Origin of the sequence: Saccharothrix lopnurensis (genome assembly GCF_042658445.1) — a bacterium.
GTDB classification, from domain to species: domain Bacteria; phylum Actinomycetota; class Actinomycetes; order Mycobacteriales; family Pseudonocardiaceae; genus Actinosynnema; species Actinosynnema lopnurensis.
Window position 1 is genome coordinate 74798 of sequence record NZ_JBHSQO010000010.1, and the last position, 24670, is coordinate 99467.

At 73.3% G+C, this 24670-nt stretch carries 18 protein-coding genes and 1 pseudogene; 13 read left to right on the forward strand and 6 right to left on the reverse strand.

What is annotated here, in order from left to right; genetic code table 11:
- Nucleotides 1–13 precede the first annotated feature (13 nt).
- Genes ACFP3R_RS12355 through ACFP3R_RS12365 form a run of 3 tightly spaced genes read right to left on the reverse strand, consistent with a single transcriptional unit; the run spans nucleotide 14 to nucleotide 2920 of the window.
- A complete protein-coding gene (locus ACFP3R_RS12355) occupies nucleotides 14–1435 on the reverse strand; it encodes a condensation domain-containing protein (protein ID WP_380635677.1) in 1422 nt (473 codons plus the stop codon).
- Nucleotides 1428–2663 (reverse strand): beta-ketoacyl-[acyl-carrier-protein] synthase family protein, encoded by a 1236-nt coding sequence (locus tag ACFP3R_RS12360; protein ID WP_380635678.1) that lies wholly within the window; start codon nucleotides 2661–2663, stop codon nucleotides 1428–1430. The genes ACFP3R_RS12355 and ACFP3R_RS12360 overlap by 8 nt, the downstream gene beginning before the upstream one ends.
- Nucleotides 2660–2920, reverse strand: coding sequence for a phosphopantetheine-binding protein (locus ACFP3R_RS12365; RefSeq protein WP_380635680.1), 261 nt, complete (start codon nucleotides 2918–2920; stop codon nucleotides 2660–2662). The genes ACFP3R_RS12360 and ACFP3R_RS12365 overlap by 4 nt, the downstream gene beginning before the upstream one ends.
- 150 nt (nucleotides 2921–3070) lie before the next feature.
- Here ACFP3R_RS12365 and ACFP3R_RS12370 point away from each other — a divergent pair, with 150 nt between their 5' ends.
- From ACFP3R_RS12370 to ACFP3R_RS12395, 6 genes are read left to right on the forward strand one after another with little or no spacing between them, the layout of a single operon-like run.
- On the forward strand, nucleotides 3071–4519 hold the full coding sequence (locus tag ACFP3R_RS12370) for an AMP-binding protein (protein ID WP_380635682.1): 1449 nt from the start codon (nucleotides 3071–3073) through the stop codon (nucleotides 4517–4519).
- On the forward strand, nucleotides 4510–5286 hold the full coding sequence (locus ACFP3R_RS12375) for a hypothetical protein (RefSeq protein WP_380635683.1): 777 nt from the start codon (nucleotides 4510–4512) through the stop codon (nucleotides 5284–5286). The genes ACFP3R_RS12370 and ACFP3R_RS12375 overlap by 10 nt, the downstream gene beginning before the upstream one ends.
- Entirely contained in the window at nucleotides 5280–5789 is a 510-nt protein-coding gene (locus ACFP3R_RS12380) for a phosphopantetheine-binding protein (RefSeq protein WP_380635684.1), read from the forward strand. Before ACFP3R_RS12375 ends, ACFP3R_RS12380 begins: the two co-directional genes overlap by 7 nt.
- Before the next feature lie 2 nt (nucleotides 5790–5791).
- Complete coding sequence (locus ACFP3R_RS12385; protein ID WP_380635686.1) at nucleotides 5792–7306, forward strand: AMP-binding protein; 1515 nt, start codon at nucleotides 5792–5794, stop codon at nucleotides 7304–7306.
- Nucleotides 7303–8238 carry a thioesterase domain-containing protein gene (locus ACFP3R_RS12390; RefSeq protein ID WP_380635687.1) on the forward strand — a complete coding sequence of 312 codons (936 nt, stop codon included), beginning with the start codon at nucleotides 7303–7305 and terminating at the stop codon, nucleotides 8236–8238. The genes ACFP3R_RS12385 and ACFP3R_RS12390 overlap by 4 nt, the downstream gene beginning before the upstream one ends.
- A 5-nt stretch (nucleotides 8239–8243) precedes the next feature.
- Entirely contained in the window at nucleotides 8244–9998 is a 1755-nt protein-coding gene (locus ACFP3R_RS12395) for a condensation domain-containing protein (protein WP_380635689.1), read from the forward strand.
- Nucleotides 9999–10044: 46 nt separating this feature from the next.
- Here the strand turns inward: ACFP3R_RS12395 and ACFP3R_RS12400 are convergent, their stop codons facing one another.
- A complete protein-coding gene (locus ACFP3R_RS12400; protein WP_380635690.1) occupies nucleotides 10045–11235 on the reverse strand; it encodes a serine hydrolase domain-containing protein in 1191 nt (396 codons plus the stop codon).
- Between the two features lie 482 nt (nucleotides 11236–11717).
- Between ACFP3R_RS12400 and ACFP3R_RS12405 the strand changes: the two genes are divergently transcribed.
- The 7 genes and pseudogenes from ACFP3R_RS12405 to ACFP3R_RS12435 all read left to right on the forward strand — a co-directional run bounded on the left by ACFP3R_RS12405 (nucleotide 11718) and on the right by ACFP3R_RS12435 (nucleotide 21795).
- On the forward strand, nucleotides 11718–13697 hold the full coding sequence (locus ACFP3R_RS12405) for an ABC transporter ATP-binding protein (protein ID WP_380635692.1): 1980 nt from the start codon (nucleotides 11718–11720) through the stop codon (nucleotides 13695–13697).
- The gene (locus ACFP3R_RS12410) at nucleotides 13694–15481 is read left to right on the forward strand and encodes an ABC transporter ATP-binding protein (protein WP_380635694.1); all 1788 of its coding nucleotides are present in this window, start codon (nucleotides 13694–13696) and stop codon (nucleotides 15479–15481) included. The genes ACFP3R_RS12405 and ACFP3R_RS12410 overlap by 4 nt, the downstream gene beginning before the upstream one ends.
- The gene (locus ACFP3R_RS12415; protein ID WP_380635695.1) at nucleotides 15474–16547 is read left to right on the forward strand and encodes an alpha-hydroxy acid oxidase; all 1074 of its coding nucleotides are present in this window, start codon (nucleotides 15474–15476) and stop codon (nucleotides 16545–16547) included. Before ACFP3R_RS12410 ends, ACFP3R_RS12415 begins: the two co-directional genes overlap by 8 nt.
- 638 nt (nucleotides 16548–17185) lie before the next feature.
- On the forward strand, nucleotides 17186–19489 hold the full coding sequence (locus tag ACFP3R_RS12420) for a molybdopterin-dependent oxidoreductase (RefSeq protein WP_380635696.1): 2304 nt from the start codon (nucleotides 17186–17188) through the stop codon (nucleotides 19487–19489).
- A 95-nt stretch (nucleotides 19490–19584) separates the two neighbouring features.
- On the forward strand, nucleotides 19585–20208 hold the full coding sequence (locus tag ACFP3R_RS12425; protein ID WP_380635697.1) for an EF-hand domain-containing protein: 624 nt from the start codon (nucleotides 19585–19587) through the stop codon (nucleotides 20206–20208).
- A 205-nt stretch (nucleotides 20209–20413) separates the two neighbouring features.
- Nucleotides 20414–20686 (forward strand): annotated as a pseudogene (locus ACFP3R_RS12430) (LLM class flavin-dependent oxidoreductase); the annotation flags it as partial.
- A 38-nt stretch (nucleotides 20687–20724) separates the two neighbouring features.
- Nucleotides 20725–21795 carry an LLM class flavin-dependent oxidoreductase gene (locus tag ACFP3R_RS12435; protein ID WP_380635699.1) on the forward strand — a complete coding sequence of 357 codons (1071 nt, stop codon included), beginning with the start codon at nucleotides 20725–20727 and terminating at the stop codon, nucleotides 21793–21795.
- On the opposite strand, the gene ACFP3R_RS12440 is transcribed toward ACFP3R_RS12435, so the two are convergent.
- Both ACFP3R_RS12440 and ACFP3R_RS12445 read right to left on the reverse strand, forming a co-directional pair.
- A complete protein-coding gene (locus ACFP3R_RS12440) occupies nucleotides 21753–22208 on the reverse strand; it encodes a YybH family protein (protein ID WP_380635700.1) in 456 nt (151 codons plus the stop codon). The two genes, ACFP3R_RS12435 and ACFP3R_RS12440, sit on opposite strands and share 43 nt — an antisense overlap.
- A 61-nt stretch (nucleotides 22209–22269) precedes the next feature.
- Nucleotides 22270–24663 carry a N,N-dimethylformamidase beta subunit family domain-containing protein gene (locus tag ACFP3R_RS12445; protein WP_380635701.1) on the reverse strand — a complete coding sequence of 798 codons (2394 nt, stop codon included), beginning with the start codon at nucleotides 24661–24663 and terminating at the stop codon, nucleotides 22270–22272.
- Nucleotides 24664–24670: the final 7 nt, after the last annotated feature.

The following is a 24670-nucleotide window of genomic DNA, read 5'->3' on the forward strand; positions in this document are numbered from 1 at the left end:
GTGCCGCCCCCGGCTACCTCGGTCCGCCACCGGAGACGGCCGGTCGGGGTCGTGCGCCGGTCGGCACGTCCGGGTGGAACGCGGCCTCGACGGCCACCTCCTCCACCGCGCGCAGCATCGCCTCCACCTGCTCGGCGGAGAAGATCTCGGTGTCGCCGACCACCTGGAGGTACACGGTGTCCGGGTGGTCCTCGATGTTGACGAACAGCTGGTCGGTCCACCGGTAGACGAACTTGTTCCACCTGAGGTACGTCTCGGGCAGCCTGGACCTGATCTCGTCCTCGGTGAGGGGCGCGGCGTCCGCCACCGCGTCGGCACGGGTCCTGGTGCTGAACCGCCGGTCGTTGACCCGGCAGGTGATCCGGGCGGGGTGGCCGCGTTCGGCGTCCAGGCGCGCGGTCAGCTCCGCCAGCCGGTCGGGGTCGTAGTAGGAGTTCATCAGGGCCGCGGTCGTGGCCCGGCGCGCCTGCGCGATCACGTCGTCCACCGTGCCGTCGAGGTCGAGGGTGAGCACGGCGTTCTGGACCACCGTGCCGATGACGTCGGCCAACCCGGGTCGGTACCGGTTGCCCGCTGCCACGTGCAGGGTCAGCGGGTCGACGCCGGTGGTCCGGGCGATCGCGGTGGCGATCACCGCGAGCAGCACCCGCCCGGTGTCCGTGCGGGTCCGCCGGGCGATCTCGACCACGGCCAGGTAGGCGGCCCGCGAGCTGAACCGCACGTTCCGGCACCGCCGCCCCGCCTCGTAGTCCGGCGCGCCCGACCCGCCGAACGTCAGCGGCGGCAGGTCGCGGAGGTGGCCCTCCCAGTAGCGCATGGCCCGGTCGCTGACCCGCCGCAGCTCCGGTGCCGACTCCCGGCGGCCCAGGTCGGCGAGCAGCACCGCGTCCGGGTCCACCGGGCGGCCGACCAGCTCGCCCAGGCCGAGGTCGGTCATGAGCAGCAACGCGCCCACGCCGTCGGCGACCAGGTGGCCGATGGTGAGCACCGCGTACACGGCTTCGCCCCGGTGCCGCATCACGCCCATGCGCAGCGACCACGGGGTGTGCTCCGCCAGCGGGGCCGCCATCCACTTGAGCCACAGCTTGTTGCCGTGGTCGACGGCGGCGGCGCGGTCGAGGTGGTCGGCGAAGGTCATGACCTCCAGGTCGATCTCCCCGGACCCGTGCACCACCTGGCACGGCTTCCCCTCGTCGTCGGTGCCGAACCGCGTCCGCAGCGCGGGGTGCTTGCCCATCAGCCGGCCCAGGCGTTCGGCGACGTCGGCGACGGTGAGGCCCTCCGGCAGGTGGTGCGCACCGCTGATGTTGTAGGTCCAGTCGCTGTTGCGCATGTCCTGGAGGATGCTCTTCTGACCCCAGGTCAGCGGCGCGGTCCCCGCGCCGGGCCCGGAGAACGGCACGGTGACGCGGTCGTGGACGATCGGTTCATCCACCGGCACTCCCGAAGATCACGCTCACGTTGTGGCCGCCGAAGCCGAACGAGTTGGACATGACCGCGCCCACCGCGGCGGGCAGCGCCTCGCCGCGGACGTGGTTGAGGTCGCAGGCCGGGTCGGGATCGTCCAGGTTGTGGGTCGGTGGGAGCAGCCCCTTGCGCATGGCCGCGATGCCGACCGCCGCTTCGACCACACCGGACGCGCCGAGCATGTGCCCGGTCACCCCCTTGGTCGAGCTGACCGGCGGCATGGCGTCGCCGTACACGCCCCGGATCGCCGCGGCCTCGGCGGTGTCGCCCGCCTTCGTGCCGGTGCCGTGCGCGTTGAGGTAGTCGATGTCGCCGGTCGACAGTCCGGCATCCCGAAGTGCGATCCGCATGCTCTCCGCCGCGCTGGAGCCGTCCGGCCGGGGTGTGGTCGGGTGGTGCGCGTCGCTCGTCGCACCCCAGCCGAGCACGCCGGCGTGGACCGCCGCGCCGCGCGCCCGCGCGAAGTCGAGCCGCTCCAGCACCAGCACACCGGCGCCCTCGCCGAGCACGAAACCGTTGCGGCGCCGGTCGAACGGGCGGCTCGCGGTGGTCGGGTCGGACCAGCCGCGGGCGAGGGCGAGCGCGTTGCCGAAGGCGTCGGCGAAGGTCGGGAACAGCGGCGCTTCGGTGCACCCGCACACCACCACGTCCGCTTCGCCCGACCGGAGGATGCGCATCGCCTCGCCGATGGACTGCCCGCCGGCGGCGCACGCCGTGCCGGACGACGACGTGTACCCCCGGATGCCGAACTTGATGGCGACCCGGGCCGCCGCCATGTTGGGCAGCACACCGGGCAGCAGGAACGGGCTGACGCCCAGGCGACCGCGCCGGGACCGCTCCACCGCCTGGTCCGCGAGCGTCCCGAGCCCGCCGACCCCGGAGAGCACGACCGCGACGCGGTACGGGTCGACGTCCCGGCCGACCTCGATCCCGGCGTCGGCCAGGGCGTCGTCCGCGGCCCGCGCGGCCATCACGACCGAGCGGTCGACCACGCGCGCTTCCTTGGGCGGTATAACGCTTTCCGGGTCGATGAACGGTCCGATCGCGGCCACGTCGACCACGCCGTGCAGCGGGTGGCCCGCCGGCGGGCGCACGACCCCGGACCGACCGGCGCAGACCGCCGCGAAGACCTCGTCGACCGCGGTGCCGACCGGGCTGACCAGCCCGATCCCCGTCACGGCAACGCTCGTGCTCACGTCGCCGTTGCGGTCTGCGAGCGTCGGGCCACCTCGGCGCAGAACTCCCCGACCGTCATGGCGGCGAACCGCTCGGCCTCGTCCTCGTCGAACCGGACGCCGAAGTGTTCCTCCACCCGCAGCGAGAGCTCGGCCAGGGCGAGCGATTCGAGGTCGGCGCCCGCCGGGCCCAGCACCGTGTCGTCGTCCATGTCGGCGGTGCTGTACTTCATGACCGTCAACGAGTCGAAAAGGAACTGGCGGATCTCGGAATTCATGACGGTGCTTCCCCTCTCCGGGAGGTCAACGGGAATCTGCCTCACCGGGGTCGAGGCCGTCAAGCGCGGGCCCGTACCGAATACGGGCTATGGACCGCGGTCGGGAACGGCCGCAGAATGTGCGCCATGCCCTCGGCGATGCTGGATCTCGTGACGCACGGAGAGGCGTCGCCGCGGTCCCCCGCCGTCCACCTCGTCGGCGGGCGGGCGCTGTCCTACGGCGAGTTGGCCGCACTGGTCCGCGAGGTCGAGCGGTCCCTGCGCCACGACACCAAGGCGTTGGTGCTGTGCGCCGGGGACCGCGACCTGTCCACGCTGACGGCCTACCTGGCCGCGCTGCGACTCGGCCACTCGGTCGCGTTCCTGCCCGCCTCGGCCGAGGTGCTCGCGGCGTACCGACCGGAGTTCGTGGTCCCGGCCCCCGGTGGCGGGTCGGACCTGGCCGACCTCGGCTACGCGCCCGTGGAAGACGTGGCCGGGGAACACGTGCCCGGAGCAGACGTGGGAGGTCCGCACGTCTTCCGCGGGCGTTCGGCGCGGCCGGCGGGCGACATCTTCCCGGACCTGGCGCTGCTGCTCTCGACCTCCGGGACGACCGGGAGCCCCAAGGCGGTGCGGCTGTCGTACGACGGGTTGGCCGACAACGCCGCCGCCATCGTCCGCGCGTTGGGCGTCACCGCCGCGGAACGCGCGCCGACCACGTTGCCGATCACCCACGCCTACGGCCTCTCGGTGGTGAACAGCCACCTGAGCGCGGGCGCGGGTGTCGTGCTGACCGACCGGTCGCCGTTGTCGTTGGCGATGTGGGACCACGCGACCAGGGCGGGCGCCACCTCGTTCGCCGCGGTGCCGACGACCTACGCGGCGTTCGGCCCGGCGCACGCGGACCTGTTGGAACGCAGCGAGATCCGCACGATGACCCAGTCGGGCGCCCGTCTCGGCGACGAGCTGACGATGCGGCTGGTGCGCATGATGGAGCGGCGACGGGGCCGGTTCTTCCCCATGTACGGCCAGACGGAGGCCACCTCGCGGATCACGTGCCTCGACCCGGCGGCCCTCCCGGACCGCCTCGGCTCGGTCGGGACGGCGGTGCCCGGCGGCGTCATCACCATCGCGCCCGCCGAAGTTCACGACCGGGCCGCCCCCGGCGAGGGCGCCGTGCACTACCGCGGTCCGGGCGTGATGCTCGGCTACGCGACCGGTCGCGACGACCTCGGCCGGGGTCCCGAGGTGGACGTCCTGGACACGGGCGACCTCGGGTACCTGCGCGACGGCTACCTGTACCTGACCGGCCGCACCAAGCGGATCGCCAAGGTGCTCGGCGTCCGCACGAGCCTGGACGACCTGGAGCGCGTGGTCGAGCGGGCCGACCACCCGTCCGCCGTGGTCTGCGACGACGACGTGGTGTACCTGTTCGGCGCGGGCGACCCGGACGTGCACGAGCGGCAGCGGCGGCGGTTGGCCGAGGTGCTGGGGGTGCCGAGCCGGCACGTGGCGGTCCGCCACGTCGACCACCTGCCCCGGACGCCCGGCGGCAAGGTCGACTACCGGGCGCTGGCGGCGGCCGTGGACACCCGGGAGGTCGGCCGGTGGAACTGACGCACTGGCGGCGGCTGTCCGACCGCGGACCGGACCTCGTGCTGTGCCTCGACTTCCCCGGCGCACGGGCCGCGGCGGGGTTCGCGGACCTGGCGTCCGGTGTTCCCGTGGACGCCTGCTTCCTGCACCTCGCCCAGCCGGGCTCGGGGCCGCTCGACGCGTGCGTCGACCGCTGGGTGGCGGACGCGACGGCCACCGGCCGCCCGGTGCGCGCGGTGCTGGGGTACTGCGCCGGGTCGTCGCTGGCCACCTGCGTCGCCGACGCCCTCGCCGAGTTCGCGCCCACGCCGGTGACCCTCCTCTTCGACGCCGCGGCGACCGGCGCCGGCTCGTTGGGCCACCAGTTCACGTCCACCATCGAGACCTCCGCGGACCACCTGACCGCCGGGGAGCTGGACGACGCGCGGGCCCTGGCGGACGAGCTGGTCGAGGCGCACCCGGACGACCTGCCCCGCATCGCCGCGGCCCTGGTCGACCGGTACGACGCGTTGATGGGCGAGGTCGCCGCCCGGCTGTCGCTCAACCAGTTCTTCCGGCAGCAGCTCACCGGCGGGTTCACCGCCTACGTGGAGTACCTGCTCCTGGCCGCCCAGGGCCGGTTCGACACGCGCTCCGGGACGCCGCTGTTCCTGTCCTCCAGGGAGCACGAGCCGCCCGTGGACGACGCCCGGCGCCTCGCGCTGGACTTCGACCACCCCGACCTGCTGCGCGAGCCCGCGGTGCACGACCTCGTCGCCGAACTGCTGATAGGAGAGCGCCCGTGGTGAACGTGGCCGAGATAGCCGACGTCCTCTCCGCGCACCCCGGTGTGAGCCGGGCCGGGGTCGCCGTCGTGCGCCACGAGGGACGTGACGTCACGATCGCCGCCGTCGAGCTGACCGAGTACCTGAGCGGGCCGGTGCTGCGCAACCACGTGCGGCACCGGCTCGGCGAGGACTGCGGGCTGGGCGGCGTGCTCGTCGTGGACCGGCTGCCGATGGCGGACGGCGCGGTGGACGCCGGGCAGTTGGCGGCGGCCGTCGCGGACGGCCGGTGCACCACGTTCGAGGACCCGCGCGACGACGTCGAGCGGCGGGTGGCGGCGATCTGGTCGGCGCTGATGGACGTGCGGCCGGTCGGCGTGACCGACGATTTCCTGGAGCTGGGCGGCGATTCGCTGTCCGCGCTCGGCATCATCGCCGCGCTCGAAGCGGAGTTCGACCGGTCGCTGGACGTGTACGAGTTCATGAGCGCGTCCAGCGTCCGGCGGCTGGCCGAGATGCTGCGGTAGCGGTGGTCCTCCCCGTGCACCGGCGGATCGCCGACATCGCCCGCGCCGAACCCGGTCGGCCGGCCCTGATCGGGTTCGACGCCGACCTGGCCGAGCAGACCCTCACGTGGGGGGAACTCGCCGGGTCGGTGGAGGAGGCGGTGGCCGCGCTGCGGGCGGCGCTCGACCCGGACGTGCCGTCGTGCGTCGTCGTGGAGGCGGCCAACACCCTCGCCGCGGCGACCGGCCTCGCGGCGGCGCTCGCGGCCGAGGTGCCCGTCTTCCCGCTGAACCCGGCCACACCCGCGGCCGAGCGGGACGTCCTGCTCGGGCTGCTCGGCCGCCGGTACCGGCACGTGCACCTGGTGGACGTCGGGAACCGGCCGGGGCCGGCGATCGTGTCGGCCGCGCTGCCGTCGACCACGCTGCCGTCGACCACGCTGCCGTCGACCACGCGACCACCGGCCGGGAACGGCGCCGTGGCCTACCTGCTGGCGACCGGCGCGAGCTCGGGCGTGCCGAAGGTCTCCGCGCGACCGGGGCCGCTGCGCTACGACCCCGCGCTGACGCCGTCGCTGGTGATCCGGCAGACCGGTTGGCGAACCGGCCAGCGGCAACTCATCGTCGGTCCGCTGTACCACGCGGCACCGTTCACCGCGTTCGTGGACGCGCTGCTGGACCTGAACACCGTCGTGCTGCAACCGTTCTTCTCCGCGCGGTGGACCGTCGACCTGGTGCGGCAGCACCGCATCGAGTGGGTGCAGCTGACGCCGACGCACATGCGCGAGATCCTGGCGCTCGCCGACGCGGACCCGGGGGCCTTCGACAGCCTGCGCGCGCTCCTGCACACCGCGGCCGCCTGCGACGCGGACACCAAGCGCGGGTGGATCGACCTGCTCGGCCCCGAGCGGGTCTTCGAGCTGTACGGCGCGACCGAGGGCATCGGCGTGACGCTGGCCCGCGGCGACGAGTGGCTGGCCCGGCCGGGCACGGTCGGGCGCGGGGTCCTGACCCAGCTCCGCGTCCTGGACGACGACGGCGCACCGGTCGCGCCCGGCGAGGTCGGCACCGTGTTCATGCGCACCCCCCGGCGGGTGGCCCGGTCCGACTACGTCAATGACCAGGTCGTCCGCACCACCCCGGACGGGTTCGCCACGGTGGGCGACCGCGGCAGGCTCGACCGCGACGGCTACCTCTACCTCGCACCCCGCGACCACGGCACGATCAACGTGGGCGGCGAGAAGGTCGACCCGAGCGAGGTCGAGGCCGCGTTGCTGGCCCACCCCGCGGTGGTCGACGCCGTCGCGCTGGCCGTGCCGCACCGGACCCTCGGGTCGGTGGTCGGCGTGCAGGTGGTGCTGCGCCCCGAGGTGAGCGTCCGCAAGGCCGACCTCGCCGCGCACTGCGGCCGGCGGCTGGCCGGCTTCAAGATCCCGAAGCACTTCGCGTTCGTCGACCGACTCCCCCGCTCCGCGGCCGGGAAGATCCAGCGCTGGCGGCTCGCCGCCGATCACGAAGGCGGTGCGCCCACACCATGAACCCGACCGTGGACGACGTGCTCGACACCGGCTACCGGCACCCCCGCGACCCGGTGGAGCTGTGGCTGGCACGGCAGTGGCAGGAGGTCATCGGGTTCGCCGTCGGCATCCGGGAGAACTTCTTCGAGCTGGGCGGCAACTCCCTGGACGCGGCCCGGGTCGTCAACTCCGTCCTCGAGGAACTGGGCGTGCGACTGCCCCTCAACACGATGACCGAGCACCCCACCGTGGAGAGCCTCGCCGCCCTGTTGCGCGACCACAACGGGCGGCTGGCCGGCCCGCTGGTCCTGGTCCAGCGCGGCGACGGGGCCGCTCCCCCGCTGTTCCTGGTCCACCCGGCCAACGGGCAGGTCGGCCCATACGCCGGGCTCGCCCAGGCGCTGGGCGAGGACTTCACCGTGTTCGGGCTCCAGGCGGCCGGGCTCTACTCGGACGTCGACCCGGTCGCCTCGGTGCGGGCCATGGCGCGCACCTACGTCGAGGCCGTCCGCGCGGCGCGGCCGACCGGCCCCTACCTGCTCGGCGGCTGTTCGACCGGCGCGGCGGTCGCCCACGAGATGGCCGCCCTGCTCACCGGGGACGACGCCGAGGTGCGGCTGCTGGCCCTGGTCGACGCCGAGCTGCTCGACGTCGGCCCCCGGTTCGACCAGCCGCCCGGTGACCTGGTCGCGGTCCTGGACCGGTGGAGGGAACTCGACCTCGTGCCGTCGGACGCGACCCCGGAATTCGTCGAGCGTTCGGCGCGCGTGTGGCAGGCGAACGAAGACGCCGTCCGCGACTGGGAACCCCGGCCGTACCCGGGTCCGCTCGACGTCTTCACCGGCCCCTCGGACGACCGGCCGGCGTTCGCGGACTGGCCGTCGGCGGTGACGCGCGAGCACACGCCGCCGGACGGGGACGTGGCCGGCGCGCTGCGCGGGTTGATCGGCTGACCGGGATGAGCACCTCGACCGACACCGGCCGGCGCAGGCGGCGCGTGCGGCTCACGCCCGTCGACGCCATCCAGGTCAGCTCCACCGAAGCGCGTGCGGCCGAGGGACCCGTCACCCTCGGCCAGCTCAACACCCTCCAGTGGTTGGGGCCCGACGACGACCACCTGGCCGCGGTCCTGCGCGTCGAACTGCCCGTGCCCGACGGGAGGTCCGCGGCCGACGTGGCCGAGGTGGCGGCCGTGCTGGTGGCCAGGCACGAGTCCCTGCGGACCACCTACGTCCGGGGCGGGGACCCGCGTCAGGTGGTCGCGGCGACCGTCGCGTTCACGCTCCACGTGTGCGCCCTCGGCGAGGGTCCGTGGGGGCCCCGCGACCGCCCGGCGGTGGCCGGGCGGCTGCTCGCGTGGTTGGGGGAACGGGGCGACACGTCGGCCACCACGCTGCGGATGGCGGTCGCCACCGACGAGCACGGCGCGGTCATCGCCTGCGTCGCGGGGTTCTCGCACCTGGCCGTCGACTTCGGCTCCATCGAGGTGCTCAAGCGCGAGTTCGCCGAGATGCTCGCGCACCCGGACCGCCGACAGGTGGGCGGACCCCGCCACCAGCCGCTGGACCAGGCCGAGCTGGAGGCGACGCCCGCCGAGCGACGCCGGACCCGGGCGGCGAACGACCACGTCCGGGAGCTGGCGCGGCGGCAGCCCCGCTGCCTGCTCGTGCTGCCCCGGGCCACGCGGTCCGGCGAGTCGCTGGCGGTGGAGCTGTCGTCCCCGGCCGCCGCGATGGCGGTGCGGCAGGTGGCGGCGCGCACCCGGTCCAGCCGGTCCTCCGTCGTGCTCGCCGCGACGTGCGCGGTGCTGGCGCGGCGCACCGGCTACCGCGAGCTGGTGTTCCCGTCGCTGTCGAGCAACCGGTTCGACCGCCACCTGGTCGACTTCGTCGGTTCCCTGGCGCAGGGCAACCTCGTCGCCGTCGAGGTCGGTGACCGGAGCTTCGACGCGCTGGTCAAGCACACGTGGGCCGCGGTGCTGGAGGCGAGCAGGCACTCCAGGTACGACGGCGTCGAGCGCGGCGCGGCGGACGAGCGGATCCAGCACGAACGGGGTGCGCACTTCCTCTACGACCCGTTGTTCAACAGCCTCGTGCCCGAGTCGTGGTCCGGGGTCACCGCGGGCGTCAAGCACCGGCCGGAGGAGATCACCGCCGCGCTGCGGCAGACGGAGCTGCGGTGGCGCCCGGTGCCCCACAACGGGACGCCGCTGCGGTTCGGCCTGAACGAGGTGGACGGCCGGGTCCGGCTCGACCTGTGGAGCGCGGACACCGGGCTGGTGCCCCGGGCCGAGATGGAGTCGTTGCTGCTGGCCGTCGAGCGCCTGCTGGTCGGTGCGGCCGCGGGTGACCTCGACGCCCCGCGCGTCCGCGAGGTCATCGGCCTGGACCCCGTCGCCCGCACGCCCGACTGGGTGCTGGTCGACTCGTGCTGGGTCGACCTCGCCGAGGTGCAACAGCTGCTGGACGAGGCCCTGGCGCCTTCGACGGCCCGCGTCTTCCGCTCGGTCGACGGCCGCGACCTGGTCGCCCACCTGACCGCGACCGACGCCGTGCGGACACCCGAACAGGCCCACGCCCGTTGCCTGGCCGCGCTGCCCGACCACCTCAACGCCCTCGCCCCGCGCCACTACGTCCTGTGCCCCACCGCCCCGGCCGATCCGACGGACCCCGCCGCGTGGCCGGCGCCCCTCACCACCGGCACCGGGCGTTGACCACCGGTCCCCGGCCCGGGGCGGCACCGGGGTCGGGGGTCGGCGGTCAGTCGTCGATCGCCCGGTAGGCGGCGGTCCAGAGGTCGTGCCACATCGGCAACCTCTGGTCGCCCGTGTGCCCCCGCTGCATGAAGAAGATCGCCGTCAGGTCCTCGGCGGGATCGTTGTACCAGGCGGTGCCGTAGAAGCCGGACCACCCGTAGCTGCCGGCCGACGGGCCGAGCGGGCTGGGGCGGGTCAGGACCGACATCCCGAAACCCCACCCCATCTCGTTGAAGAACCCCGGCCAGAACCCGGAGACCGCCCTCTGCTCCGGGGTCAGGCGGTCGCTGGTCATCAGCGCGACCAGCGGTGGGGAGAGCACCCGCCGGCCGCGGTGGGAGCCGCCGGCCAGCAGGGTCGACGCGAAGGCGCAGTAGTCCTGGGCGGTCGAGACGAGTCCGCCGCCACCCGACTCGAACGACGGCGGTCGGCTCCACCGCCCGTCGGGGCCGTCCTCCACGACCGGCTCGCCGGTGGCGGCGTCGTCGCGGTGGTACGCCGTCGCCACCCGGGCGATGTCCTCGCCGCTCACGCTGAAGGCGGTGTCCGCCATGCCGAGCGGCTCGCAGATCCGCTCGCGGAAGGCGTCCCCGAAGGACGTGCCGGTGGCCCTGGCGATGAGCACGCCGGTCACGTTGGAGGCGGTGTCGTACATCCAGCGCTCACCCGGCTGGTGGACGAGCGGGAGCCTGCCCAGCCCGCGCACCCACGCGTCCGGCGACGTGTAGTCGAGCGCGTTCACCGCGTCGACGATCGGGACCTTCCCCGGCTTGGTCGGGAGCACGCCGATGCCGCAGGTGTACGTCAGCAGGTCCCGCAGCGTGATCGGGCGTTGCGCCGCGACGGTGTCGTCCAGCGGCCCGTGGGGATCGACCAGCACGGTCATGTCCGCCAGTTCCGGGATGAGGTCGTCCACCGGGTCGTCGAGGCGCAGGGTGCGGTCCTCGACGAGTGTCAAGGCGCACGCGGCGACCATCGGCTTGGTCATCGAGGCCGTGCGGCAGATCGTGTCCGCCGCCATCGGTGTCCCCGAACCCGGGCCCTCGAAGGCGAGGGTGCCCACCGCTTGGACGCGCACCTCGCCGCGGCGGGCGAGAACGGCCACCGCACCGGGCACGAAACCGGACTCGACGCGGTGCTCCAGCAGCTCTCGCACCCGAACCAGCCGTTTCGACGAGAAGCCACCGGTGGCCATTCGCCTCCACCTCATCCCATCCGCCCGCACGCCGCCTGTCGCGCGACGACCGTAGCCTTTCGCGACGACGCCGGGGAGGGGACTTCGTCCCGGCACTACGGCTCATCGGCACGTTCGGCCGCACGATCTTCGGCAGGCACGGCCGACGGGGGCTCCCGGAAGAATTCGTTCGTCGCGGCCGAAAAACTTACGGGAAATACCCGGCACCCAGCGCTCACGCCGTCGTGCCAGGGCCGTGGCGGCAGGCCGCTGGACCGACCGGAGCAACGTCCGACGAGTGGCGCGAAAAAATCGTGCGGATTCACGAAATCACCTTGTTGAAGGTGCTCGCGCCCCTGTGCTTGGATGCCCTGGGACGCCCGGCCGGCCGATTGAGGATTGGCGTCCACCCGACATCACGAAAACCGCGGCAATGCGCCCGCGGTCAATTCGACGAGCGGTCGGTCGACGAACCGCACCACCGGAGGACCCGCGGGAGCGCCATGACGACCGGAACACCTCCCTCGGCGGGGTCCGCGACGGCCGGGTTGCGCGCCACGTGGGCGAACTGGGTGGAGGAGGCGGTGCGGCCGCGGTTGCGGATCGCGCGGTTGCTGCCGTCCGGGGGCGTGGGCCTGGTCGTGTTCCTGGCCGTGCTCAACCTCGTGCTCGGCCTGTTGCCGGTGGCCTTCGTGGTCGCGACGAGCACCCTGGTCGGCGAGGTGCCCGCCGCGGTCGGCGGCGGGGTCGGCAGCGCGGCGTGGGACCGGCTGACCTCGATCTTCCTGCTCGCCGCCGCCGCGTTCCTGCTCACCCAGGTCCTCACCCCCGTGGGCAACGCCCTGGGCCAGCAGCTGCGGCGACGGGTGGACAGCGCGCTGCGGGACGACGCGATGGCGTTGATGCTGCGCCCGGTCGGCATCGGGCCGTTGGAGGACCAGCGCACGCTGGACGAGCTGAACGAGGCCGTGCGCGCCTTCGACCGCGACTGGGGCACACCGGGGCAGGCGTGCTTCGGCATGGTGGCGCTGGTCGCCCGCTACACCCGCCTGGTGGCGCTGGTGGTGGCCATCGGGCTGGCGATCGGGTGGCCCTCGGCGCTCGGGGTCGGCGCGGCGGTGCTGGCGTTCCGCTACGGGCAGCGCGGCGGGTTGCGCAAGTACTCGCGGGTGGGGCGCGACCTCATCGGCAGGATGCGCGAGATCGGCTACCTCCACGAACTCACGATGACCGACGTGGCGGCGAAGGAGATCCGGGTGTTCGGCCTCACCGGCTGGCTCGCGGATCGCTACGCGGCCGTGTGGGAGACCGTGCGCAACACCTTCGAACGGGCACGCCGCCGCGTCTACCTGACCCCGTACCTGGTGCTGACGCTGCTGGGCCTGCTGCTCGCGGGCGGCGCGATGGTGTACGCCGCCCAGCTCGCCGCGACCGGGCGGGTGAGCCTGACCGCGTTGGCGCTCGGGGTGCAGGCGATCGTGCTGGCGATCTCGCTGGGCGGCTACTACCCCGAGGCGGACACCAGCACCCAGTACGCGATGCTGTCGCTGACGGCCCTGCAACGGTTGCGCGACCGGCTGGACGAGCTGGACGAGGGGCAGCCCACGCCGGGCAGGGCCGGGGTTCCCCCGGGCACGCCGGCCGCGTCGCTCGCGTTCGACCGCGTCGGCTTCCACTACCCCGACTCGGACCGCACCGTGCTCGACGGCATCGAGCTGGTCCTGCCCGCCGGGCGGTGCACGGCCGTGGTCGGCGTCAACGGCGCGGGCAAGACCACGCTGGTGAAGCTGCTGGCGCGGCTGTACGAGCCGACGTCGGGCGCGGTGCGCGCCGACGGCGTGGACATCGCGGAGTTCGACCCGGTGCTCTGGCGGCGCCAGGTCGGCGTGATCTTCCAGGACTTCGTGCGCTACGAGCTGACCGCGGCGGAGAACATCGCGCTGGGCGCGGCGCACGTGCCGGTCGACCGCGCGGTGGTGCTGCGCGCCGCCGAACGCGCCGGGATCGCCGAAGCGCTGCTCGCCCTGCCCGACGGCCTGGACACGCCGCTCTCGCGGGCCTACCCCGGCGGGACGGACCTGTCCGGCGGCCAGTGGCAGCGGATCGCCATCGCGCGGGCGTTCTACGCGCTGGAGGCGGGCGCCACCGTCCTGGTGCTGGACGAGCCCACCGCGGCGCTGGACGTCCGCGCCGAGGTGGCGTTCTTCGACCGGTTCGTGGAGCTGACCCGCGGGGTGACCTCGCTGCTGATCTCGCACCGGTTCTCCAGCGTCCGGCGGGCCGACCACATCGTGGTGGTGGACGGCGGGCACGTGGTGGAGCGGGGTTCGCACGACGAGCTGATCGCGGCGGGCGGCCACTACGCGCGCCTGTTCACCCTCCAGGCGAAGCGGTTCGCCCGGGGGTTGGACGCCGAGGACGACGAAGCCGAGGACGACGACACCGAGGACACGGCCGCGGTGGCGGAGGGGGTCAGCCGGTGATCGAGGTCGTCCGCGGTGGCTGGGAGCTGCTCGTCATCGCCTGGCAGGAGAGCCGGTACCGGTTGGTGCTCGCCGTCGTGCTCATGATCGCCCAGGCGTCGGCGATGCCGCTGGCCGCGCCCGCGCTGGCCGCGCTGACCGACGCGGCGCTGGCCGGGGACGTCCGGGGGGCGACCACCGCGGCGGTGCTGGTCGTGGTCGCGGTGATCGCCGCGCTGACCGCCGGGCACTTCGCCCACATCTTCTACTTCGAGCTCGGCGACCGCGCGGTGCCGCGCCTGGAGCGCGAGCTGATCGAGATGACCAACGGCTCGGCCGGGCTGGAGCACCACGAGCGGCCCGAGTACGCCGACAAGCTCCAGGTGCTGCGCCAGGAACTGCACCGGGCCGGGTGGGGTTCGATGGAGGGCCTGCTGAACAGCCTGGGCCTGCTGGTGGCCATCTCGATCACCGCAGTCCTGCTGGCCCGGCTCAACCCGCTGCTGTTGCTGCTGCCCCTCGCGGCCGTGCCGCCGTTGCTGCTCGGGCGGCGGGCCGAGTCGATCGTCAACGGCGCGCGCGAGCGTTCGGCACTGCCGTCCCGGCACGCCAAGCACCTCTTCGGGCTCGTGGCGAACGCGGCGTCGGCCAAGGAGCTGCGCGTCAGCGGGCTGAAGTCGGAGCTGCGCTCGCGCCAGCGCCGGGCCTGGGACGACGCGTCGGCACAGCTGTGGCGCGGTGAGCGCCGGGCCGTGGTGCTGCGCACCGGCGGTGAGCTGTTCTTCGCCGTGGCCTACGTGCTGGGCACGCTGCTGGTGCTGCGCGACGCGGTGGCCGGCCGCCGCGGCGTGGGTGACGTCCTGCTCGTGCTGACCCTGGCGTCCCAGGTGAACCTCCAGGTGACCTCGTCCGTGGCCACGTTGCAGGAGATGCAGCGCACCGGGCGGGTCATGGGCAACCTGCGCTGGGTCCGGGCGCTGGTGGCGGGCCAGGCGCCGCCACCGCCCGACCGGGACGTGCCCCGGCGCATCCGGGACGGCATCGAGCTGCGCGGCGTGTCCTTCACCTACCCGGGCACCGACCGGCCGGTCATCGCCGACGTCGACCTCACCCTGCCCGCGGGCGGCACGGTCGCGTTCGTCGGTGAGAACGGCGCCGGGAAGACCACCCTGATCAAGCTGCTGTGCCGGTTCTACCCGGTCACCACCGGCACGGTCGCGCTGGACGGCACGGACTTCACCCGCTTCCCCGTGGACGCCTGGCGCCGCCGGATCACCGTCGGGTTCCAGGACTTCGCCCGCTTCGAGCTGCTCGCCCGCGAGACCGTCGGTGTCGGCGAGCTGGCCGAGGTCGAATCGGCCGACGCCGTGCACGGCGCCCTGCGCCGGGCCCGCGCCGAAGACGTCCTGGACCGCCTGGAGGACGGTATCGAGACCCGGCTCGGCAAGACCTACGCCGACGGCGCGGAGCTGTCCGGCGGGCAGTGGCAGAAACTCGCCCTCGGCCGGGCCATGATGCGCGGGGAACCGTTGCTGCTCGTCCTCGACGAGCCGACCTCGGCGCTCGACGCGCAGGCCGAGCACCGGCTGTTCGAGCGGTACGCGGCCAGTGCGCGACAGGTCGGCAGGCGCACCGGCGCGATCACCCTGCTCGTCTCGCACCGCTTCTCCACCGTGCGCATGGCCGACCTCATCGTGGTGGTGGCCGACGGGCACGTCCGGGAACACGGTTCGCACGAGCAGCTCATGGCCGCGAACGGCCTGTACGCCGAGCTCTACTCGATGCAGGCGGCGGCGTATGCGTGAGGTGTGGTCGACGGCCGATGTCGAGCGGTTGGCCGCCGAGCGGTCGGCGCCGGACGTGTGGGACTACATCGCGGGCGGCAGCGGTGAGGAGGTCACGCTCGCCGCGAACCGGGCCGCGCTGGACCGGGTCGCGGTCGTGCCGCGGGCACTGGTGGACGTCTCGGCCTGCGACACGGGCTGCGAGCTGTTCGGCGTCCCGTCGGCGCTGCCGCTGGCCGTGGCCCCGATGGCCTACCAGCGGCTGGTCCACGACGGTGGCGAGCGGGCGGCCGCGGCCGCCGCGGCGGCGGCCGGTGTGCCGTACGTCGTGAGCACGCTCAGCTCCGACCCGATCGAGGACGTGGCCGCGGTGGGCGGCACGACGTGGTTCCAGCTGTACTGGCTGCGCGACCGCGAGGTGGTGGTGAAGCTGCTGCGCCGTGCCGAGGAGGCGGGGTGCGCCGCGGTGGTGCTGACGGTCGACGTGCCGGTGCTCGGGCGGCGGCTGCGGGACCTGCGCAACGGGTTCGCGCTGCCGTCGTGGGTCAAGCCGGTGAACACCGACGGCGAGGTCGGCGAACGGGTGCCCGGCGACTCGGCGATCGCCCGGCACACCAGTGCGGTGTTCGACCCGTCGTTGAGCTGGCGCGACCTGGAGTGGATACGGGCGCACACGAACCTGCCGCTGGTGGTCAAGGGGGTGCTCGACGCGCGGGACGCGGCGCGGGCCGTCGACCTCGGGGTGCGGGGTGTGGTGGTGTCCAACCACGGTGGGCGGCAGTTGGACGGTGCGGTGCCGAGCGCGGTCGCGCTGCCGGAGGTCGTCGCCGCGGTGGGCGGGCGGTGCCCGGTGCTGCTGGACAGCGGGGTCCGCAGCGGGGTGGACGTCCTGCGGGCGTTGGCGCTCGGGGCCGCGGCGGTCCTGGTCGGCAGGCCCGTGCTGTGGGGGCTCGCGGCGGGCGGTGAGCGGGGCGTGACGGCGGTGCTGGACGTGCTGCGGGCCGAGTTCGAGACGGCGCTGCGCCTGGCGGGCTGCCCGGACGTGGCCTCCGCCCGCCACCTCGCCGTTGCCGAGAGCCCCGCATAGGCACCGGCCGCGGACCTCGGCCTCCCCACCGGGCTGCGGCAGGTCCGGCGCTTCTCCTCCACCGCATCGGCAGGCACCTCGACCGACTTGAACGATTCCGCCCCGTTTCACCCGAACGGAGCATTCATCCACCCTCCACACCACCCTTCCGCAGCAACCCTTCCGCAGCAACCCCGACGAGGCGGACACGTCCGTGCGCCGCCGAGGCCGCGCCGGTGCGGGGCCCGCCGACCTGGCGCGGTTGTCGGACGCCGCCGCGTCGTTCACCTCGTTCGCCGGTCGGGACCCGGTGGACGTGCTCCCCGTCGAACCGGACGGTTGCCGGGGCGTGGTGGAGAGGTGCCCCGGCTCGTCCCCGGTCCGCGGCGAGGTGCGCCCGGACGGGGCTACCGTGGGTGCCACGTCGCCGGCCGAGAGCCGCACCGCGTGGCACGCCGGAGGGCGGGACGGAGACTCCGCTGATGAGCGACTCCCGCGTGGGGCCTCCCGGCTCGCGCAGCCGGGCACCGGCTCCTTCCCGCGAGTCGGGCGGCGTCGGCGACGGGCCCCGTCGCGACACCTCACCCACGGCGGCGCGGGTACCCGTTGTCCGAGGTCGAATCCTTCAGAGGTGGAGTTGATGCGTGGTGGAACGACGCGTGTCGGTTGCGACGCACTGGGGCAGTTTCGTCGCGGTGGTCGATTCAGGCCGGTTGGTGCGGATCGAGCCGAGGCACGACGACCCCGCGCCCTCGCCCATCGGCCCCGGGATGGTGACAGCCGCCGACGACAGCGCTCGCGTGCTGCGCCCCGCGGTGCGCAGGGGTTGGCTGAACGGCGAGCCCCGCGCCCACGGCACGGCCAGGGGCTCGGACGCCTTCGTGGAGGTGAGCTGGGACCACGCGATCACGCTGGTGAGCGATGAACTCCGTCGCGTTCGTTCGCAGCACGGGGACAGCGCGGTGTTCGGCGGGTCCTACGGTTGGGCCAGTGCGGGCAGGTTCCACAACGCGCAGGAACAGCTCCACCGGTTCCTGGCGCTGGACGGCGGGTACACCGACTCCCGCAACACCTACAGCACCGCCGCCCTGGAGGTCGTCCTCCCCCACGTGATCGGCGGTCACCCGTGGAGCTACCAGAGCCGGATGCCGATGTGGGACGCGATAGCCGAGCACTGCGAGCTCGTGGTGGCGTTCGGGGGGCTGGCCCTCAAGAACAGCCAGATCAACCCCGGTGGGCTGGCCAGGCACCGGACGAGGGACCTGCAACGCCGGTGCCGTGAGGCCGGGGTGCGGTTCGTGAACATCAGCCCCATCCGCAACGACGTCGCCGACTTCCTCGACGCCGAGTGGCTGCCCGTCGTCCCCAACACCGACACCGCCGCGATGCTCGGCATCGCCCACACGATGCTGGTCAACGGGTGGCACGACGAGGACTTCCTGCGCCGGTGCTGCGTCGGGTTCGACCGCTTCGCCTCCTACCTGGTGGGCGAGCTCGACGGCATCCGGAAGGACGCCGACTGGGCCGCGAAGATCACGGGCATCGGTCGCGACGCGATCACCGACCTCGCCCGCCGCCTCACCACCCGGCGGTCACTCATCATGGTCAACTACGCGGTGCAGCGGGCGGACCACGGCGAACAACCGATCTGGATGTCCGTCGTGCTGGCCGCCATGGCGGGCTCGATGGGTCGGCCCGGCTGCGGGTGGGGCGCGGGTTACGCGACGATGGACGGGACGGGCGTCGCCGAGGGCCGCGCCTCAGTGGCGGCGTTACCGGAGGTCCCCAACCCGGTTCCGGACTTCATCCCCGTCGCGAGGATCGCCGACACCCTGCTGCACCCGGGCGAGGTCATCGACTACGACGGCGGGCGCCTCACGTTGCCCGAGCTCCGCCTCGTCTACTGGTGCGGGGGGAACCCGTTCCACCACCACCAGGACCTCCACCGGTTGGCCCGCGCCTGGCAGACCCCCGACACGGTGGTGGTCCACGAAGCCTGGTGGAACACGACGGCCAAGTTCGCGGACATCGTCCTCCCCGTCGCCACCGGCCTGGAGCGCGACGACTTCGCCGCCGGGTTCTCGGACCCCCACCTCGTCGCGATGCCGAAGGTCCGCGAACCGGCGGGCGAGTCGCGCACCGACCACCACATCTTCGCCGCCCTGGCCTCCCGGCTCGGGTTCGAGCGGGAGTTCACGGAGTCGCGCTCCGAGATCGAGTGGGTCCGGCACCTCTACGAGCAGACGAGGGCCGGGCTCGGTGGCGACAGCGCCTTGCCGGACTTCGACGACTTCTGGCGGAGCTCCACCGCTGAGCTGCCGGCGGTGACCGGACCGTTCCCCGGCAGTTTCGAGGACCTCCGCTCGGACCCGCGGCGCTTCCCCCTGTCGACGCCCTCGGGCCGGATCGAGATCTTCTCCGAGGAGATCGACTCGTTCGGCTACGAGAACTGCGCCGGGCACCCGAAGTGGTTCGAACCGGCCGAGTGGCTCCGCGCCGACCTGTCGAACCGGTTCCCGCTGCACCTGATCTCGAACCAGCCCGCCTCACGCCTGCACAGCCAGTACGACAACGGCGGCCACAGCCTCGGCTCGAAGATCCGCGGTCGTGAGCCCTTGACGATGAACCCGTCGGACGCCGCGGCACGCGGCATCGAGAGCGGCACGGTCGTGCGCGTCCACAACGACCGGGGCAGCTGCCTCGCGGGCGCGGTCCTGTCGGACGACGTCATGCCGGGCGTCGTGCAGCTGTCCACGGGAGCGTGGTGGGACCCGGTCCAGCCCGGCCTGGGCGGAACGCTGGACCGCCACGGCAACCCGAACGCCCTCACGGCGGATCGACCGTGTTCGAGCCTGTCCCAGGGACCGAGTGCCCTCAGCGCGCTGGTCGACGTCGAGCCCTACGACGGTCCCCTTCCCGAGGTGCTCGCCTTCGCGCCACCGGACCTCGTGCCGCCCGGTTGACGCGGACCACGGCGGATCACTCGAACGAGTGATCCGCCCCCCGGTGGTCGCGTCGCCCCGGATATTCGGCGGTCACTTGACTACGCTGCGTGGCCATGACCGAAATCCGGGATCTCAAGTACCGCCAGTGGTTCAAGGGCGCGGATGTCGACGGCAACGGGGTGATCACCCGCCAGGACGTCCGGTTGATGGGCGAGCGGTACCTCGCGGCCCGCGGCGCGGCGCCGGGGTCCGAGGCCGCCCGCCGGCTGACCGAGGGGTTGGACGCGTTCTGGGCCACCGTGATAGCGCCGATGGACCAGGACGGTGACGGGGAGGTCGACCTGCGGGAGATGACCGAGGGGTTCCGGCGGGCGCTGGCCGATCCCGCCCTGTACCCGCGGCAGGTCGGGCCGGTGGGCGACTGCTACTTCGACCTGGTCGACCTCGACGGCGACGACCGGCTGGACCGGGAGGAGTTCGGGGAGATCTTCGGCCTGGCGGGCAACGTGACCCCGGAGGACTGCGCGGCGGTCTTCGACGCGTTGGACCTGGACGGCTCGGGCGGGCTGAACCGCGCCGAGTTCCACCGGGCGCTCGCGGAGTTCTTCTACGGCGACGACCCGGACGCCCCCGCCGCGCACCTGTTCGGCAGGATCCCCGGCGGGGATCTCGGCCACGGGGAGCAGGACGGGTCGCGCGCCCGTGGAGCGGTCGTCCCCGGGGCTCACCTGCCCTGACCCGAAGGCACGCCCATGACGCACCAACGGTGCGGTCGACGGGCCACGTCGCGTGCCCGACGTGGCCCGTTGGTGTGAGAAAGGCGGATGAGGCTGGAGAGGCGTTGAACCCTCGTGGAAGACTTCCCCGGCGGTACGGGCGGGAAATCCCGAGGGGCGCGGTGGTCGGCCCGGTGCCCCGCCCCGTGCCGCACCGGCACCGGGCGTGAACGCGGTTGAGCCCTCTCCTGGCGTTCCGGAAAGGCGTCGCACGCGATTCAGCTTCGTACTGCTGCCCGACTACCCGCTCGACGACACCACCGAGTCCATCAAGCTCGCCGACGCGCTGGGGTTCCACGCCTGCTACGCGGCGGACGAGACGTGGCACAAGGACCTCTGGTTGCTGTTCGCCGCCGCGGCGGACAAGACGAAGGACATCCGGTTCGGCCCGAGCCTGTCCTCGGTGACGCTGCGGGAGCCGTCGCTGATCGCCCAGGCCACCGCCACCCTCGACGAGCTCACCGGTGGCCGTGCCGAGTGCGTGCTGGGCTCGGGGACTTCGGGCTGCTCGCCCAGTACGGCATCGACTGGGCGAAGACGAAGCCGCTGTCCCGGCTCAAGGAGGCGCACCACGTGCTGCGCATCCTGCTCGACGAGGGCGCGATCGACCACGAGGGCGAGTTCTACCGCTACCGCGGCCTGTTCACCTTCGCCCGGCCGGTCCAGCGGCACGTCCCGGTCAAGCTCGGCGCGATGCGCGGGCCGAAGTCGTTCCAGGTGGCGGGCGAAGTGGCCGGCGGGGTGCACCACGCGCTGAGCTACACCAGGTCGGCGTACGAGTACGTGGTCGAGAACGTGCGGATCGGGGCCGAGCGCGCCGGCCGCGACGTGTCCACCCCGGACCTGGGCGCGTGGGTCGTGTTCGCGACGGGGCCGGACGGACGCGCCGCGAAGGACGCCGCCAGGGCGGTGGTCGGGTTGTACGCCTCGTCGATGCCGGCGGAGCGGCTGGCCCGCAACGGGGTGGACCCCGCGTCGCTGACCGACATCATCGCCGCCGTGGGCGAAGGCCGGGTCGACCGGGCGTTCGAGCTGACCCCGCCCGAGCTGGCGGGCAGGCTGTCGGTGGCCGGCACACCGCAGGAGTGCGTGGCGAAGATCAGGTCCGAGATCGCACCGGCCGGGGTCGACCACCTGATCCTCGCCATCACCGACGCGGCGCTGGTGAAGGCGTTCACCGGCCTGGACCTGCCCGGGGTGGCCACGATGCGCGAGCAGCTGCGGCTGGTGCACGACCACGTGATGCCCGCCACCGGCAGGGCGCGGCCCCGGGCGACCAGGCCGGCGTTGCCCACCCCCGGATACGGCTGCTGCGCCACCTGCCGGTGGAACTCGCCGACGGCCTGCTCCTCGGCGTCCCACCCCCTCTGGGTGAGGCTGCCGGAGCTGTCCAGCACGTACACCAGCGACGTCGTCGGTCCGTCATGTCCTCACGTCTATCGTCCGAACGGGTGCGGTCACGAACCGCCGCACGACGAAGTGACCACGGCGGTGCGGCGGATTCGTCAACGCGCCCGTTCCCAGAGGGGGAGGCGGAACGTCGCGTAGGTGAACTTGCCGGTGATCCGCCCCTCGGGATCGAAGTGGAAGACGTCCAGGCCGTGCCACTGGACGCGGCCGCCGTGGCGGATGCGGGCGAACCACCGCAGCGGCGGGATCGCGCGCCGACCGTGCTCGCCGGTCAGGTTCAGTCGGCACGCCCAGCGGATCGTGGCCCGGCCGCGGGACTCGTCGATCACCCGGTCGTACACGTCGAAGGTCATCGCGCCGTAGCGGCCGGCGAACTGCGGCGCGAACTCCGCCCGGATCGCCGCGAGGCCGCGCAGTTCGGGGCCGTGACCGGGCAGGTAGCGGGCGTCCTCGGCGAAGAAGGACATGACCCGGTCGAGGTCGGGCTCCGGGTCGTTGAAGGCGGACACGAAGGCGTCGATGGTCTGGCCGAGGTCGGCACCGGTGGTCATGGACCTGCCGTTCGGAGCGGTGGTGGGGCGTGATCGACCCCGATGCCAACGGGGCTCGGGCTCAGCCCCTCGCCGTCGAGGCCCACACCACGTCCACCCAGTAGTGGGCATCCTCCGCGCTCCGGTCGGGGAACCCGGCGCCGTAGCGGTACAGGCCGTTGGGGCCGTCGACGCCGCTCGGCAGCGCGGTGAGCGGTTCGAGGTGGGTCCGCCAACGGCTGAAGTGGCTGAAGTACTCGATGGTGGTGGAGTAGCGGCCGGTCGGGGACAGGTAGGACACGACGTAGGTGGTGTTCGCCGCGACCGCCACCGGGGTCGCGAACAGCAGGGTCTGCCAGCCGCTCGCGGTCTCGTTGGTGAACGTGCCGGTGGCCAGGCGCTGACCGGTCGGGGTCCACAGGCTGCCGGTGTGCCTGCCGGTGTTGCCGGAGCTCTTGTAGAACCGCACGCCGCGCACGTAGCCGCTCCGGTCGGCACGCCACTTGACGCCCAGCTCCAGCGCGGTGCCGTCGGAGAGTTCGAGCTCCGCGGGCCGGTCGTCGTTGGTCCACATGCCGCACGGGCAGGTCCGCGCCGACGTGGTGGGCGTGGCCGTGACGGGCGCGGAGAGGTTGAGCGAGTCGTCGACCGCGCGCACGCGCAGGCTCGCCGGGCCGGACCTGGCCGGGGTGTGGGTGTGGCTCCACGTGCCGCGCCCCGGCTGCCACACCGCCGGGTGCCAGGACTCGCCGTCGGTGGACACCTCGACGCCGGCGACCTGGCCGGCCGCGTCGGCGACCGTGCCGGAGAAGGTGTGGGCGGCGCCGACGGTGGAGAGGACGGGCACGGTGGTGAGCGCCACGACGGGCGGCGCGGTGTCGGTGCTCGCGGTGGCCGCCCGGAGGGTGGGCTGGAGCGTGGCGGGCTGCGCGCCCATGTCGGCCAGGAAGTTGACCGTGGCCTGCTGCATCCGGACGTCGGAGGTGGGGGTGTTGGTCAGGAAGGCGTGGTCGTCGTCCACGCCCCACGCCCACTGGACCGTGCCCGCGCCGAACACCAGCGACCCGCTCGGGTGCCGGTAGTAGGTGACCGAGTGGGTCGCCGTCCCCGAGACGTAGAGGTCACCGTGGTTCTTCAGGAGGTACGCGCCGTTCAGGGCCACGGTCGTCGACGACATCTTCGCCACGCCGGCGGGCTGGAACCCGTTGTCCGGCACCGTGTTCCACTCGTAGCCGAGGGTGCCCGGCTGGAACGTGTGGGTGGAGCCGGCGGCCATGTCCTGGAGGTCGGTGTGCCGCCACAGCCGCATCTTCCCGTACGCGGCGGGCACCTGGAGGCGGTCGTCGCGACGGCCGTTGACGGCGAAGGCGTTGCCCAGCAGGGCGTTCTCCGGTCGGCCGCCGTCCTGGGGCGGGCTGCGGCGCGGGTCGCGCCAGGTGCCGGTCCAGTCGTCCAGGCCGTCGTCCTGCGCGCCCTTGGTCTCCTTGTAGCAGGCCAGGGTGCGCCAGTCGGTGCGCGAGGAGTCAATGGACTTCTCCCAGCGGGTCTTCCAGAAGACCTCGTTGCCGGTCAGGAACGCCAGGTGCACCCCCGCGTCCCGGGCGGCCTCGACGTTGGCGCGCTGCTCCTCCGACCAGTACTCGTCGTGACCCACCGCCATGAACACCCGGTGGTTTTGGATGAGGTGCCCGCGGCGCGCCGAGTCCACGTCGGTGGTGTAGCTCAGGTCGTAGCCGTTGCGCTCCAGGAACCGCAGCATCGGGTACTCGGCGTTGAAGATGAAGTTCTCCTCGCCGTCACCGCCGGTGTAGGGGCGGTTGTAGCTCACCTTGTACGCCTGGCCGCCCTGCCCCGGACCGTCGCCGAAGTACAGGCTGTTGCCGCCGTACCGGTTGTACGCCACCCACGTCGAGTCGGAGGTCTGGAACAGGATCTTCGACGTGCTGGTGTCGTCGCGCACCACGAACACGATCTCGTTCATCGCGCCGGTGTCCTCGCGCCGCAGCCGCGCGTAGTAGATGCCCGACACCGCGTCGAGCGGCACGGTCCAGCCGGCCGACACCGCCCAGTTGCCGCAGTCGATCAGCGCGCTGCCGTCCGTGCCGCGCAGGCACGCGGGCTGGGTCGAGCCGCCGCCGTGCGAGGCCGAGTCGATCAGCCGCGCCCCCGCGCCCCCGTACCAGCCGAGCCGGTAGACGTCCACGCGGTAGGACGTCGCGCTGGTCTGCACCTTGAAGTCGACCCGGCTGCCGGGGGTCGCGCTGATGTCCGTGGTGAAGCCGACGATGGACGGGTCGCGGTAGGCCACCTGCCAGTCGGACGCGCCGGGCTTGGTGTTCTCGCACGCCACCTGGTTGACCACCGGCGCGTCGCACACCGCCGCCGCGGCGGGCTGCGCGTGGACGGGTCTCGGCCGGGCGTCGCCCACCGCCACGACGGACGCCGCCACCAGCACGAGCACCACGAGGGCGCGCATCGACAAC